Source organism: Serratia sp. Z4 (genome assembly GCF_009900725.1).
GTDB classification, from domain to species: domain Bacteria; phylum Pseudomonadota; class Gammaproteobacteria; order Enterobacterales; family Enterobacteriaceae; genus Serratia; species Serratia nematodiphila.
This window is the reverse complement of sequence record NZ_JAAABD010000001.1, coordinates 1,507,531-1,521,095: the sequence shown is the minus strand read 5'-3', so window position 1 is coordinate 1,521,095 and position 13,565 is coordinate 1,507,531. Positions and strand designations below refer to the sequence as shown.

Sequence of the window (13,565 nt, the reverse complement as noted above, 5' to 3'; positions counted from 1 at the left end):
AGCAGCGTCCCTTAGTGATAGCTAACATTCAAATTCACAGGCTACTGTATTGACAATAAAATAAGCAGAAGGTCAGTTAATTTTGGTGAGAGGATATGAAACCATTAGAATAAACACCTTTAAATCTTCTGAGTGATCCTAGCGCCAATAAATTTTTATGAACGTATATTTCACCCAATGACAGTATCATATCCAGAGAAAAATCAGAGAGATCCAGTTCGACAAGCCTTTTTATTTTTTAAATCCTACAGTATCTACTTCTAACTCATTTTCATCGTGGTAAAATAGACTATCGTCATAACAATAACAAAAATAGAACAGAACAATAAATCACCTGAAAAATTTCTCAATGAATCCAAATAATCATTGCTGTTCTTATTTAATTTTTTAATGGCATCGCTTTCGTTATCAGCCTCTACTTCGATATGATGCTTTCTGAACCCCTTCTGCTTCATGTCTTTAATTATTTCTCGTGTAACCACTTCCTTTCTTAGCACTTTTGATTCATCACTCTTTATAAAAACAACATATCTATTCATCATATACCCCATCTCCGTTATCAGACGCTCTTTTTCCACTCCCATCTCGAACCTGCCATCCACCTGACACCGCATCGAATTGGCTGCTTAAAATTTCCTTCATCAAGGTTCCCCTATACATTCACTGGGGTTATCCCATTTTAAAAGGGTTATAGTTGAAAAAGTAAAACACACTAATAACAATCCATAACCATCCTGTATTTCATGAAAAAACTAATAAGAAAAGTGTGTTCTAAACATTGCAAGCCATCATATTAAAATAAAACCCATAATAATATACCGAACCTGATTACACGTAGGTACTATCGATTCAATTAATTGAATCGCCAAACAATCTCAACGCCCAAGATTAATAACCCAATAAAGAAAAGGCGGCGAAACAGCTGCGGGCGACAATGACGGCGCACGATCCCGCCCAGCCACATGCCGGCCAACGCCGGCAACAGCGACAGCAAGGAAACGCCGAGCAGCGTGCCGGGCAGCGCCTGATGCCAGGCCAACCCTGCGGCCAGCGCCAGCGTCGAGACGGTGAACGACAGCCCCAGCGCCTGCACCAGCTCATCGCGCGCCAGGCCCAACGCATTCAGGTAAGGCACCGCCGGAATGACGAATACCCCGGTGGCGCCGGTCAACGTACCGGTCACCAGGCCGCACAGCGGTCCCAGCCAAGGCTCTGCCTCGGCGGAAATGCGCCAGTCGAAACGGGTGAATCCCAACAGGGCATAGCCGATCAGACACATGCCCAGCGCCAGCGGCGCCAGGCGGCCGTCGCCGGCAGTGAGCGCCCCCGCGCTCAACAATGTGCCCAGCGTGACGCACAGCATCATCGGCCAGAGCCGCCGCCACAGCGCCCCCAACCGCGGTCCGCACAGCAGTTGCCACAGGTTGGTGATCAGCGAGGGCAACAGCAGCAGCGCGGCGGCCTGTCCCGGCGGCATCATCAGGCTGAGCAACCCCATCGACACCGTCGGCAACCCCAGACCGATCGCCCCTTTGACCGTGCCGGCCAGCGTAAAAATGCCCGTCAGGGCGACAATTTCGAGTAACGTCAGCGACATGCGTCTATCCTTATGGCGAATCAACGGCTCGATTGTGGCCAGCGCCGCGCCGCGGCACAATGCGGCAATGACAGAGCCTGCCTGCGGCAAAGACAGAGGGAAAACGCATGCATTTTGACTTTATCGATCTGCGGCTGTTGGCGGCGGTGCTCGAGACCGGCAGCATCACCGCCGGCGCCGAGCGCGTCGGGCTGTCGCTGGCCGCCGCCAGCGCCCGCATGCGCGGGCTGGAGCAACAGGCCGGCGTAGCGCTGCTGACGCGCAATCCGCGCGGCGTTCAGGCGACGCCCGCCGGTGAGCGCCTGTTGCATCACGCGCGAGTGCTATTGCAGCAGCGCGACCGGCTGCGCGGTGATATGGCCGAGTTCGCGCCGGGCCAGCGCAGCCAGCTGCGCATCGTCGCCAATACCGTCGCCGCCGACGCCTTTTTGCCGGAGCTGTTGGCGGATTTTCTGATGCTGCACCCGCACACCGATATCGCGCTGGAAGAGCTGCCCAGCCCGGCCATCGCGCAGGCGATCGCCGAACGGGCGGCGGATATCGGCATCGTCGCGGACCACGCCGATCTGCGCGGGCTGACAAGTTACCCTTTTCGCCAGGATCGTCTGGTGCTGGCGCTGCCGCCGGGGCATGCGCTCAGCGGCCGCCGGCAGGTCAGCTTTGCGGACGCCCTGCCTTTTGATTTCATCGGCCTGCCGGAAGAGAGCGCGCTGCAACAACATCTTGAGCAATTGGCGATACGCAGCGGCGGCCCGATGCGGCTGCGGGCGCGTGCCGCTCATTTCGACGCCATCTGCCGCATGGTGCTGCGCGGCGCCGGGCTGGCGGTGGTGCCGGAAGAGAGCGCACAACGCCAGCCGGAAATTCGGCACAGCGCACTGCCGCTGACGGACGATTGGGCGACCCGGCGCCTGTCGATCGCGGTGCGTGACCCGGCGCAGTTGCCGCTGCCGGCGCAGCGGCTGGTGGCGTTCCTGCGCCATGCCTGAGGCGGCTCAGTGCGTGCCCGGCTCTGCGCGCAGCCGCGCAACCTGCGCCTCCACGTCGCGCCAGGCCGGTTTGTCGCCGGCATAGCGTTGGCGTAAATAATTCACCAGCGCCGTCACCTGCCGATCGGAAAAACTGTCCTTAAAGCCCGGCATAAAGCCCAATTCGGCGGTGGCCGGTTTGGGGATCCCTTGCAGGATCACCTTGATCAGGTTATCAGGGCGATCGCTGAAGATGTTGGTGTTATTGGCCAGATCCGGGCTGACGCCGAACAGCTGCGGCCCGCCGGCGGCGGCGCTGTGGCAGGCCTGGCAAGCGCCCTGAAACAACCGCTCACCGGCAAGTTGCCCCACCGCCGGCAATGCGCGAGCCGCCAACTGCGCCTGCGGTTCCACGTTCAGCGTCGACTTGGCGCTCAGCGACATCACATAATTGGCCATCGCCCGCAGATCGCTCTGCGGCAACGTCGCCAGCTCGCTCACCACCGGCCCCATCGGCCCGGCCGCCACGCCGTGCTCGGCGGAATGCCCGCTGCGGAAATACTGAAACAGCTGTTCCTCGGTCCAGGGTTTTTCCGCGTTGGCCAATTGATTCAGCGCCGGCGCTTCCCACCCGTCCACCATCCCCCCCGCCAGGAAAGCCGCGCCGCCCTTTTCCGCCCCCAGCAGGTTGCGCGGCGAATGGCAGGCGGCGCAATGGCCAAGCCCGTTGACCAGATAAGCGCCGCGGTTCCATTGCGCGCTTTGTTGCGGATCGGGTTGATATTCCCCCTGGCGCAGGAACAGCGCGTTCCAGCCGGCCATCAGCGGCCGCAGGTTAAACGGGAAACGCATCTGATTGGCCGGGTTGCTCTGGCGCACCGCCGGTTGCGACATCAGATAAGCGTACAGCGCCTGCATGTCGCCGTCGGTCATTTTGCTGAAGGCGGTGTAAGGAAATGCCGGATAGAGGTGGCGGCCGTCGCGGGCGATACCCTGGCGCATCGCCCGATCGAACGCGGTAAACGACCAGTTGCCGATGCCGGTTGCCACGTCCGGGGTAATATTGGTGCTGTAGAGCGTGCCGAACGGCGTCGCCATCGCCAGCCCGCCGGCGTTGGTCGCCCCTTCCGATGCGGTATGGCAAACCGCGCAGTCTCCGGCGGCGGCCAGCTGACGGCCGCGCTCCAGCGTGGCGGCCGACCAGGTGCCGGCGCCGGGCGTCGCCACCGGCGCGATCTCCGCCCGCCACGGCAAGGCGCTGCCGGCGATGCCCAGCACGGCGCCGAACAGCCCCGCCGCGCCGCCGAACCACCATTTGCCGCGCTTCTTTTTCTTGGACGGCGCGGCCTGCCGTTCGGCATCCGGCCCATTCAGCGCCTCACGCAGCTTGTCCGAGGTGATCGGCAGCTCGCGAAAACGAATGCCGGTGGCGTCGAACACCGCGTTGGCGATGGCCGCCGCGCTGGGCACCGACGCCGACTCCCCGGCGCCCAGCGGCGGATCGTAAGGGCGCGGCATCATCACCACGTCCACCTCCGGCACCTCCGGGAAGGTCAGGATCGGGTAGGCTCCCCATTCTTTGGCGGAGACCGTCGATTCCTCAAAGGTCACGCGCTCTTTCAATACCCGGCTGGTCGATTGCAATACATTGCCGTGAATTTGGTGGCGCACGCCGTCCGGGTTAACCATCATGCCCGCGTCGTGGCCGACCACGATGCGCGTCACCGCCACTTCGCCGCTGGCTTTGTCGATCGCCACGTCGGCCACCCAGGCGGCCCAGGCCGCGCCAAAGCCGGGAAACTTGCTGTGGATGTAACGGGCATAGGCAAAGCCGCGCCCGCGCAGCACGCCGTCTTCCGCCGGGGTCTGCATCGGTTCGGTATGCGGCGTCCAGCCGGCGCGTTCTGCGGTGCTGCGCATCAGTTCACTGGCGCGTTCATCATTGATGTAGCGCAGCCGATACTCCAGCGGATCGACGCCGGCGGCGTGGGCCAGCTCATCGATATAAGACTCGTGGGCGAAGGTGTTGGGCAAGGCGGAAACGCCGCGCATCCAGGAGGCACGCACGATCGGCGCCATGTCCTCGATGCTGACGCGCAGCGACGGATACTCATAAGGCGGCACCGAAGTGCGGTCGCCCATTTCATAGGCCACCGGCAGCGGCTCGACCCGGCCGGTCAGCAGCAGCGCCAGCGTCGGCGCGCCGTTGGAAGGATAATAGGTGCGAAAGTCGTAGGCGACCGGGTGCCCGGCGGAGTTCAGCCCGCCGTCCACCTCCATCAGTTGCGCCGTGCCCTTCGGTTCCCACACATGCTCTTGCTCGCGGGTCAGCTGCACCCGCACCGGCCTGCCCACCGCGCGCGACAGCAGCGCCGCGTCGGCGCAGACGTCATCGGCGCAATTGCGGCCATAGCAGCCGGCCGCTTCCATGCGAACGATCTCGATCTGCGCTTCCGGGTACTCCAGCAGCCAGGCCAGATCGGCGCGCAGCAGGTGCGGGTTCTGGCTGCCTGACCAGACCTGCAGACGCTCCGGCCGGTAGTCCGCCAGCGCGCAGGAAGGGCCAATCGAGGCATGAAGCTGATACGGCCACAGATAGCTGCGGGTGAAACGCCTGTCGGCCGCCGCCAGCGCCGCGTCGACATCGCCGGTATCGTGCACCACTCGGGTCGAATGCGGGTTGTCGCGCAGCGCCTGCGCCACGTCGGTCATCTGCGGCAAATTGCGCCGCCAGTCTTTCCAGCTGACCTGCAGCGCCTGCGCCGCCTTGACCGCCTGCTCTTCGCGCTCGGCGACAATGCCGATGAAATCGCCGATCACCACCAGTTTGACGATGCCGGGAATATGCGCGATCGAGGTTTCGTCCACCGCCAGCAGGCTGGTGCCGACAAATTCGCCGCTGTCGTAACCGGCATAGGGCGGCCGCACTACCCGGCCGTGCAGCATATTCGGCAACCGCATATCGTGTACGTAAGTGGTTTCGCCGGTCGCCTTGGCCGGAATATCGACGCGCGCGGCGCTGGTGCCCACCAGACGGTATTCCGCCTGCGGTTTCAGCGGCGCGTCGCCGGAAATCGACAGCTCGACATGACCGCCGGCCACCAGCTCGGCGTAGCTCAGCGCCTGCCCCTGCGGGCTGCGGATCACGCCCTCCTCCAGCGTCAGCTGTTCCACCGGCGCATCGAAGCGCTGCGCCGCCTGGCGCAACAGCCAACGGCGCGCTTCGGCGGCGGCGTTACGCAGCGGCACGGCGGCGATCTGCAGCGTGGCGCTGGCGATGGTGGCGCCCTGATTCGGCGCGCGCTCGGTATCGCCCAACACCATTTGCACCTGATCCATGCGCAGGTACAGCTCTTCGGCGACGATCTGGCCGAGCGCGGTGCGCACGCCGGTGCCGAGATCGACATGGCCGTTAAAGGCATAGATTTCACCGCTGCCGCACAGGGCGATAAACAGCCCTTGCTCCTTGGGCTTCAGCACCGGCGTTTGCCCCTTGGGCACCAGCCCCGGCGGCGGTTGCACGCTGTCGACGATCAACAGAACGCCGTCGCGCTGCAGCAATTCGGCCTGGCTCGGCGATGGGGTACGGGAATCAGTCATGATCGTGGGCGTCCTCATCGCGGCAGAGAATGATGGCGCGCTGAACCGCACGCAAGATTTCAAGATGGGTGCCGCAGCGGCACAGATTGCCGGACAGCGCCTGACGGATCTCCGCCTCACTCGGGGCGGGATTGCGATCCAACAGGGCTTTGGTGGTCATGATCATGCCATTGAGACAGTAGCCGCATTGCGCCGCCTGCTCTTCGATAAAGGCGCGCTGCACCGGATGCGGGCGCTGGCGAGTGCCGAGACCTTCCAGGGTCACGATCGCCCGGCCGGACACGCCGAGGGCCGGGATCACGCAGGAGCGCGCCGCCACGCCGTCGATCAGCACGGTGCACGCGCCGCATTCGCCCAGGCCGCAGCCGTATTTTGGGCCGTTGAGCGCCAGATCGTTGCGCAGTACCAGCAAGAGCGGCGTATCCGCCATCACCTGCGCATGAAGCTGTTCGCCGTTCACCGACAGCATCAGCGGATGCTCCGTCAGCGTAGTTTTCGCGCCTTCCCTGGGCGATTGCACTTCAGATATCGCCATTGTTTGCGTCTCCGCCTGCACTTGATGGTCTTATGGGCTGGCCTCTCGCCACCGACCACCAGGCAACCGACGTTGCGCGGGCGAATCAGCCGGTGGCAGGGTCTTCCAGCATTTTATTCAGCAGGAATATCAGCGCTATCCGTTCGGCCGGGTTCAGCGTGCCGAACGTCAATTCTGTGATTTTCGCCGCCTGCGGCACCGTTTCCGCCAGCAGCGCACCGCCGGCGTCGGTCAGGCCGACCACCACCTTGCGCCGATCCACCGGATCCGGCGTCACCGTGATCAGATCGCGCGCCTTCAGCCGCTCGACGATGCCGCGGATGGTGGCTTGATCCACCGCCGTCACCTGCACCAGCTCGGTCAGCGAGCTCGGCCCCATATCGCGCACCGCGCACAGGGTGATGAACTGCACCGCCGTCAGCTGCGAATCGCCGACGTTTTGCTGGAAAATCGCCACGTGGCGCTGATAAACCTTGCGCAGCAGGTGCCCGACTTGCTCGGTAAAATGATAATTTTCGGGTTGGCCGCTCACGGCTGACGGGTATTCGGGGGGCGTCATTGCGTTACTCTCACCATCTATGGAATCCACGAGAATAGTACAAACCCCCGCCGTTGGCAGCAACGATTACGCCCGGCGCACGCGCGACGCCTCCGGCGCCACCACTTCCCCGTCCGCCACCACCGTTTGCCCATCGAGACGAATGTCGCAGCGGCGCAGCGCGATGTCCATATGGCAAGGCGTTTTGCGCGTGCCGCCCACTTCGGTATTCGGCCCGGTGGAAAACAGGAAGTTGCCGTAGAACGCGCGCGCGTCCATGCACATGCCGTCGTTCTTGTCGTGCAGGCCCATCGCCGTCCACTGGGCGCGAGGCTGCAGGCCCCAGCCGATGTGCGAGATGCCGTACACTTCCGGATCGTCGAAGTATTTCATGTATTCGCGCAGGTATTCCGCCTCAAAACCGCCGTGAATGCGGGTGACGAACCCTTGTTCGATCTCCAGCGTGATGCGTTCGCGCGCATAGCTTTTGAACGGCAGCAAGATATCGCCAACCTCCAGCACCAACACGCCCTCCGCCTGCTCCTCATTCGGCCAGGTGAACAGGAAACCGCTCGGCCAGTGATCCCAGCGCCCCGGCTCATCGGCATAGCCGTACTCGGTCACCGTCGGATATTGCCCGAGCGGCGCGCGGAAATCGCTGCCGGCGGCGGAGGTCACCTGCATCAGCTTCGCCTGCTCCAGCACGGCGGCGGCGGCCAGCACCCGCGCCTTGTCCTCCGCGTTGGGCAACATGCGCGCCAGCACCTCCGGCGGCTCCACCGCCAGCAGGATGCGGGTGCCGGTTTTCAGGATCTGTTCCTGCTCCGGCGAATGCAGCAGCATCATGGTATCGACGATCAGGTCGGCGGCCTCCAGCGCACGCTGCGCCGCCAGGTTGCCGGTCAGCGCGGTATCGCCGCAATAGGCGGTCATGTCGTTGCCCATCGCCCGCGGATGGTTGAACGCCGGCAGTTCGACGGCATACACCCTGGCGCCCAGCCGCAGCGCCGCGTCGGTCGCGGCGCGCACCGTGCGCGCATCGGAATAATGGCTTTTCAAAATCGCCACGCTCTGCGAAGCATCGACCTTCGACAGCGTAAGCACCTGCTCGAACAGCTGTACCAACTGGGTTTCATTGACCGCCATGGCCTGTCTCCTGTCACGTCAAGGGTATCCGACGCCCGCAAGGCGACGGTTATTTTTCAAACAATTTAAAGTGAACACACTCATTTTATCTAAGTCAAAAAAGGAAGAGAAAGCAAGCCACAGATGGCCATCATAAGAAAGTCCTATTTCATGCCTTATCAATCCTGTGATTAACATGAGTTTAACAGTAATGCGCTGTCAATTAGCGTGAGCAAGATCTGATTTAACACTTTTGCAACTTTGCGTTATCTAGTGCATACACTATAAATCAATCGTCCAACCACGCGTTGGGCCTACGCTGAAAAAAGCCAACAGACAGGGGAAACATGATGAGCAAACAACCACGCATCGCCGTCGTCGGCGCCGGGCTGGGGGGCGCCGCCGCCGCCGGGCTGCTGCAAAAAGCCGGCTTTACCGTCGATCTGTATGAGCAGAGCCCGGCGTTCTCGCGCCTCGGCGCCGGCATTCACATGGGGCCGAACGTGCTGAAGATTTTCCGCCGTCTCGGTATTGAGCAACGGTTGGAGCAGATGGCGTCTCATCCCGATTTCTGGTTCAGCCGCGACGCCGAAAGCGGCGACTACCTGTCGCGCATCGAACTGGGCGCCTTCGCCCGCCGGGAGTACGGCGCCGCCTATGTGACGGTGCACCGCGGCGATTTGCAGGCGTTGCAGCTCTCCGCGCTGCAGCCCGGCACCCTGCACTTCGGCAAATGCCTGAGCAAGATTGAAGATCGCGGTGACGAGGTGGTGCTGAACTTCGTCGATGGCACCTCGGCCCACGCTGATATCGTGATCGGCGCCGACGGCATCAACTCGCGCATCCGCGAGCATCTGCTGGGCGCCGAAGCGCCGACCTACAGCGGCTGGGTGGCCCACCGCGCGCTGATCCGCGGCGAGAAGCTGGCGAAATATAACCTGACGTTCGAAGACTGCGTGAAGTGGTGGTCGGCGGATCGCCATCTGATGGTCTACTACACCACCCAACGGCGCGACGAATATTACTACGTCAGCGGCGTGCCGCACCCGGCCTGGGATTTCCAGGGCAGCTTCATCGACAGCAGCCGCGAAGAGATGTTCGAGACCTTCGCCGGCTACCATCCGATCGTGCAGGCGCTGATCGAATCCAGCGAACAGGTCACCAAATGGCCATTGCTGAACCGCAAACCGCTGCCGTTGTGGAGCGAAGGCCGTCTGGTGCTGCTCGGCGATGCCTGCCACCCGATGAAACCGCACATGGCGCAGGGCGCGGCGATGGCGATCGAAGACGCCGCCATGCTGACCCGCTGCCTGCAGGAAACCGGCCTCAGCGACTACCGCACCGCCTTCCAGCTGTATGAAGCCAACCGCAAGGAGCGCGCCTCCAGAGTGCAGGCGGTGTCCAACGCCAACACCTTCCTGCGCACCCAGGAAGATCCGGCCTGGGTTTACGGCTATGACCTGTACGCGCAAGCGCTGAAATCGGAGAACGCCGCATGAGCACCTTCCTCTACGGCGCCCACGTTCACGCCAACAACATTCGCCAGCACTATCTGCGCTACGGCGGCCACGGCCCGGCGCTGATCCTGGTGCCCGGCATCACCAGCCCGGCGATCACCTGGGGCTTCGTCGCCGAGCGGCTGGGGGAAAAATACGACGTCTACGTGCTCGACGTGCGCGGCCGCGGTTTGTCGTCCAGCGGCCCGGAACTGGCTTATGACGCAGAGACCTGCGCACAGGACGTCAGCGCCTTCGCCGCCGCGCTGAACCTGGACAGTTACGCCCTGCTCGGCCATTCGATGGGCGCCCGCTTCGCCCTGCGCGCCGCCGTTTTGCGGCCCGCCGGCGTGCGGCGGCTGGTGCTGGTCGATCCGCCGGTTTCCGGCCCCGGCCGCCGCGCCTATCCCGGCCAATGGCCATGGTACGCCGACTCCATCCGGCAGTCGCAGCCGGGCATGAGCGCCGAGCAGATGCGCGCCTTTTGCCCAACCTGGAGCGAAGAACAGCGTCAGCTGCGCGCCGAGTGGCTGCATACCTGCTACGAGCCGGCTATCCAACGCGCCTACGACGATTTTCATCAGGTGGACAGCCACCGCGACTACCCGCAGCTGACCATGCCGACGCTGCTGATGGCCGCGGGCAAAGGCGGCGTCATTCAGCCCGAAGACCGGGCGGAGATCCGCGCGCTGCAGCCGGAGATCGCCATCGTCGAGGTCGAGAACGCCGGACACATGATCCCGTGGGACGATTTCGACGGCTTCTTCCGCGCCCTGGGCGATTTTCTGGATTAACTGAGGAACACCGACATGAGCAACCACTACCGCATCGGCCAGATCGTGCCCAGCTCCAACACCACGATGGAAACCGAGATCCCGGCGATGCTGGGCGCGCGCCAGTTGATACGCCCGGAGCGTTTCACCTTTCACTCCAGCCGCATGCGCATGAAACACGTCAATAAAGAAGAATTGGCGGCGATGGACGCCGAGTCCGACCGCTGTGCGCTGGAGCTGTCCGACGCGCGGGTCGACGTGCTCGGCTACGCCTGCCTGGTGGCCATCATGGCGATGGGGCTGGGCTACCACCGCGAATCGCAGGCCCGGCTGGCGCAGGTGACGAAAGACAATCAGGCCGCCGCGCCGGTTATCAGCAGCGCCGGCGCGCTGGTCAACGGCCTGAAGGTGATCGGCGCCAAACGCATCGCGCTGGTGGCGCCCTACATGAAACCGCTGACCCAGCTGGTGGTGGACTACATCCAGCACGAAGGCATCGAGGTCAAGGTATGGCGCGCGCTGGAGATCCCGGACAACCTCGAAGTCGGCCGGCACGATCCGACCAGGCTGCCGGGGATCGTCGCCGAGATGGACTTACGCGAGGTCGATGCTATCGTGCTGTCCGCCTGCGTGCAGATGCCTTCGCTGCCGGCCGTCCCGACGGTGGAGGCCCAAACCGGCAAACCGGTGATCACCGCCGCCATCGCCACCACTTACGCGATGCTGACCGCGCTGGAGCTGGAGCCGATCGTCCCCGGCGCCGGCGCCCTGCTGTCCGGCGCCTATTGAGGAGGCAGAATGAACGACACCCTCAGCGACAACTATCGCGGCGTCTGGGGCCAGCGCATCGGCTTCGGCCGGCGCCCGGCGCTGCTGGCGATCGACTTTATGCAGGCCTACACCACCGAAGGCGCGCCGCTGTTCGCGCCGGGCGTAGTAAGCGCAGTCGAGGAAAGCCGCGAGCTGCTGGCTTGCGCGCGCCGAACGGGAATTCCGGTGATCCACACCCATATCCGCTATCATGCAGGCCATTTTGCCGATGGCGGCCTGTGGGTCAAGAAAGCGCCGGTGATGAAGGACATGGTGGAAGGCAACCCGCTGGCGGCGTTCTGCCCGCCGGTGGCGCCGCTGGGCGATGAGGTGGTGCTGAGCAAGCAATACGCCAGCGCCTTCTTCGGCACCGCGCTGGCGCCGCTGCTGGTGGCGCAAGGGATCGACACGCTGCTGATGATCGGCTGCTCCACCAGCGGCTGCATCCGCGCCAGCGCGGTGGACGCGGTGCAGCACGGCTTTCGCGCCATGGTGGTGCGCGAGTGCGTCGGCGATCGTCACCCCGGCCCGCACGAAGCCAACCTGTTCGACATCGACAGCAAATACGGCGACGTGGTGCACAAACGGGAGGCGCTCGACTATCTGAACCGGTTATGAATCAACGATTCACCTGCAACGACAATAACGAAGGCGCAGACAGCGCCTCAGGCGACCGCCCGAAACAGGGCGGCGTCCATGCAACGCAAACACAACAGGCGCCTCCTGCGGAGGCCAACACGCACCACCTGGAGACAACATCATGGCCATTGTCGACACCCCGCTGGCGGGGAAAGCGGACGCAGAATCGCTGCTGCTGTACCGCAAAATCACCTGGAAACTGATCCCGTTTCTTTGCCTGTGTTATCTGGCGGCCTACCTCGATCGCATCAACGTCGGGCTGGCCAAGCTGCAGATGGCCGACGCGCTGCAGCTGAGCGAAGCGGCCTTCGGCCTGGGCGCCGGGCTGTTCTTCGTCGGCTATATTCTGTTCGAGGTGCCGAGCAACCTGATCCTGCAGCGCGTCGGCGCCAAGATGTGGATCGCCCGCATCATGATCACCTGGGGGCTGCTGTCCACCGCCACCATGTTCGTCACCACGCCGACGCAGTTCTACGTCATTCGCTTTCTGCTCGGCGTGGCGGAAGCCGGTTTCCTGCCCGGCGTGCTCTTTTACCTGACGCTGTGGTTCCCGACCTATCGCCGCGGCCGCATCATCGCGCTGTTCATGATCGGCCTGCCGCTCTCCAGCGTGATCGGCGGGCCGCTCTCCGGCTGGATCATGGGCCATTTCGACATGCGCCACGGGCTGCACGGCTGGCAGTGGCTGTTTCTGCTGGAGGGCATTCCCAGCGTGCTGTTGGGCGTGCTGACCTTCTGGCTGTTGCCTAACACTTATCAGCAGGCCAAGTGGCTGACGCCCGAGGAAAAGCAGCGCATCGCCGACGATTTGGCGCGTGACGACGCCGAGGCCGATCACGGCAAGCACAGCTTCCGCGACGGCTTCTTCAACCTGAAAGTGTGGATGCTCGGCGGCATCGACTTCGCCATTCTGCTCAGCGCCTACGCCATGGGCTTTTGGATGCCGACCTTCATCAAAACCGCCGGCGTCACCGACATCACCACCATCGGCTACCTGACGGCGATCCCCAGCGTCGCCGCCCTGCTCGGCATGCTGCTGATCGGCAGCAGTTCGGACCGGCTGCGCGAACGGCGCTGGCACATCATCGTGCCGTTTATCGTCGGCGCGTTGGCGATGGCCGGCAGCACCTTCTTCACCCACAATGCGCTGGCCACGGTGCTGCTGTTCTCCATCGCCCAGGCGGCAATCATCGGCGCGGTGCCGGTGTTCTTCAGCCTGCCGGCCACCTTCCTGCGCGGCACGGCGGCGGCGACCGGCTTCGCGCTGGCCTGCTCGCTGGCCAACATCGCCGGGCTGGTGAGCAATTCGCTGATGGGGCTGGCGCTGGATCTGACCGGCAAGAGCGGCGGCGCGCTCTGGGCCTTCGCCGGCTGCCTGCTGCTCAGCTCGCTGCTGGTGGTGGCCCTGCCGGCCAAGGTGGTGAACCGCTGACTGTCGGCCAAGCCAAAAAGACGAAGGGCGCATAACGCGCCCTTTTGTTTGC

Annotated in this window: 12 protein-coding genes; 6 read left to right on the top strand and 6 right to left on the bottom strand. The window is 63.2% G+C overall.

Annotated features, from left to right (window positions below; all coding sequences use genetic code 11):
• Positions 1-260 precede the first annotated feature (260 nt).
• Together GT753_RS07550 and GT753_RS07545 are read right to left on the bottom strand one after the other, a co-directional pair.
• Positions 261-584: a hypothetical protein gene (locus tag GT753_RS07550; protein WP_015377800.1), complete on the bottom strand. Its 324-nt coding sequence runs from the start codon at positions 582-584 to the stop codon at positions 261-263.
• 269 nt (positions 585-853) lie between these two features.
• Positions 854-1,597: a sulfite exporter TauE/SafE family protein gene (locus GT753_RS07545; protein WP_021504535.1), complete on the bottom strand. Its 744-nt coding sequence runs from the start codon at positions 1,595-1,597 to the stop codon at positions 854-856.
• Positions 1,598-1,704: 107 nt separating this feature from the next.
• Here GT753_RS07545 and GT753_RS07540 point away from each other — a divergent pair, with 107 nt between their 5' ends.
• Positions 1,705-2,586 carry a LysR substrate-binding domain-containing protein gene (locus GT753_RS07540; RefSeq protein ID WP_004940783.1) on the top strand — a complete coding sequence of 294 codons (882 nt, stop codon included), beginning with the start codon at positions 1,705-1,707 and terminating at the stop codon, positions 2,584-2,586.
• Positions 2,587-2,592: 6 nt separating this feature from the next.
• Here GT753_RS07540 and GT753_RS07535 read toward each other — a convergent pair whose 3' ends face one another.
• The 4 genes from GT753_RS07535 to GT753_RS07520 form a co-directional block, all read right to left on the bottom strand.
• Positions 2,593-6,165 carry a molybdopterin cofactor-binding domain-containing protein gene (locus tag GT753_RS07535; RefSeq protein WP_160125449.1) on the bottom strand — a complete coding sequence of 1,191 codons (3,573 nt, stop codon included), beginning with the start codon at positions 6,163-6,165 and terminating at the stop codon, positions 2,593-2,595.
• Positions 6,158-6,700 carry a (2Fe-2S)-binding protein gene (locus GT753_RS07530; RefSeq protein ID WP_004938615.1) on the bottom strand — a complete coding sequence of 181 codons (543 nt, stop codon included), beginning with the start codon at positions 6,698-6,700 and terminating at the stop codon, positions 6,158-6,160. The genes GT753_RS07535 and GT753_RS07530 overlap by 8 nt, the downstream gene beginning before the upstream one ends.
• Positions 6,701-6,785: 85 nt before the next feature.
• The gene (locus tag GT753_RS07525) at positions 6,786-7,259 is read right to left on the bottom strand and encodes a MarR family winged helix-turn-helix transcriptional regulator (protein ID WP_004938613.1); all 474 of its coding nucleotides are present in this window, start codon (positions 7,257-7,259) and stop codon (positions 6,786-6,788) included.
• 66 nt (positions 7,260-7,325) lie between these two features.
• Positions 7,326-8,384: a 2,5-dihydroxypyridine 5,6-dioxygenase gene (locus GT753_RS07520; RefSeq protein WP_015377796.1), complete on the bottom strand. Its 1,059-nt coding sequence runs from the start codon at positions 8,382-8,384 to the stop codon at positions 7,326-7,328.
• 326 nt (positions 8,385-8,710) lie between these two features.
• Here GT753_RS07520 and GT753_RS07515 point away from each other — a divergent pair, with 326 nt between their 5' ends.
• The 5 genes from GT753_RS07515 to GT753_RS07495 all read left to right on the top strand — a co-directional run bounded on the left by GT753_RS07515 (position 8,711) and on the right by GT753_RS07495 (position 13,513).
• Positions 8,711-9,862: an FAD-dependent monooxygenase gene (locus GT753_RS07515; RefSeq protein ID WP_033634195.1), complete on the top strand. Its 1,152-nt coding sequence runs from the start codon at positions 8,711-8,713 to the stop codon at positions 9,860-9,862.
• Entirely contained in the window at positions 9,859-10,653 is a 795-nt protein-coding gene (locus GT753_RS07510) for an alpha/beta hydrolase (RefSeq protein WP_160125448.1), read from the top strand. Before GT753_RS07515 ends, GT753_RS07510 begins: the two co-directional genes overlap by 4 nt.
• A gap of 15 nt (positions 10,654-10,668) precedes the next feature.
• Positions 10,669-11,421, top strand: coding sequence for an Asp/Glu racemase (locus tag GT753_RS07505; protein ID WP_099982618.1), 753 nt, complete (start codon positions 10,669-10,671; stop codon positions 11,419-11,421).
• A 9-nt stretch (positions 11,422-11,430) separates the two neighbouring features.
• Positions 11,431-12,060: an N-carbamoylsarcosine amidohydrolase gene (locus tag GT753_RS07500; RefSeq protein WP_015377792.1), complete on the top strand. Its 630-nt coding sequence runs from the start codon at positions 11,431-11,433 to the stop codon at positions 12,058-12,060.
• 142 nt (positions 12,061-12,202) lie between these two features.
• A complete protein-coding gene (locus GT753_RS07495) occupies positions 12,203-13,513 on the top strand; it encodes an MFS transporter (protein WP_004938595.1) in 1,311 nt (436 codons plus the stop codon).
• Positions 13,514-13,565 lie beyond the last annotated feature (52 nt).

Excerpts from the sequence above, each read along its gene's own strand:
- GT753_RS07505 (WP_099982618.1), top strand. The coding sequence starts at position 10,669 with ATGAGCAACCACTACCGCATCGGCCAGATCGTGCCCAGCTCCAACACC.
- GT753_RS07495 (WP_004938595.1), top strand. The coding sequence starts at position 12,203 with ATGGCCATTGTCGACACCCCGCTGGCGGGGAAAGCGGACGCAGAATCG.
- GT753_RS07510 (WP_160125448.1), top strand. The coding sequence starts at position 9,859 with ATGAGCACCTTCCTCTACGGCGCCCACGTTCACGCCAACAACATTCGC.
- GT753_RS07530 (WP_004938615.1), bottom strand. The coding sequence starts at position 6,700 with ATGGCGATATCTGAAGTGCAATCGCCCAGGGAAGGCGCGAAAACTACG.
- GT753_RS07535 (WP_160125449.1), bottom strand. The coding sequence starts at position 6,165 with ATGACTGATTCCCGTACCCCATCGCCGAGCCAGGCCGAATTGCTGCAG.
- GT753_RS07520 (WP_015377796.1), bottom strand. The coding sequence starts at position 8,384 with ATGGCGGTCAATGAAACCCAGTTGGTACAGCTGTTCGAGCAGGTGCTT.
- GT753_RS07500 (WP_015377792.1), top strand. The coding sequence starts at position 11,431 with ATGAACGACACCCTCAGCGACAACTATCGCGGCGTCTGGGGCCAGCGC.
- GT753_RS07550 (WP_015377800.1), bottom strand. The coding sequence starts at position 584 with ATGGGAGTGGAAAAAGAGCGTCTGATAACGGAGATGGGGTATATGATG.
- GT753_RS07545 (WP_021504535.1), bottom strand. The coding sequence starts at position 1,597 with ATGTCGCTGACGTTACTCGAAATTGTCGCCCTGACGGGCATTTTTACG.
- GT753_RS07515 (WP_033634195.1), top strand. The coding sequence starts at position 8,711 with ATGATGAGCAAACAACCACGCATCGCCGTCGTCGGCGCCGGGCTGGGG.
- GT753_RS07525 (WP_004938613.1), bottom strand. The coding sequence starts at position 7,259 with ATGACGCCCCCCGAATACCCGTCAGCCGTGAGCGGCCAACCCGAAAAT.
- GT753_RS07540 (WP_004940783.1), top strand. The coding sequence starts at position 1,705 with ATGCATTTTGACTTTATCGATCTGCGGCTGTTGGCGGCGGTGCTCGAG.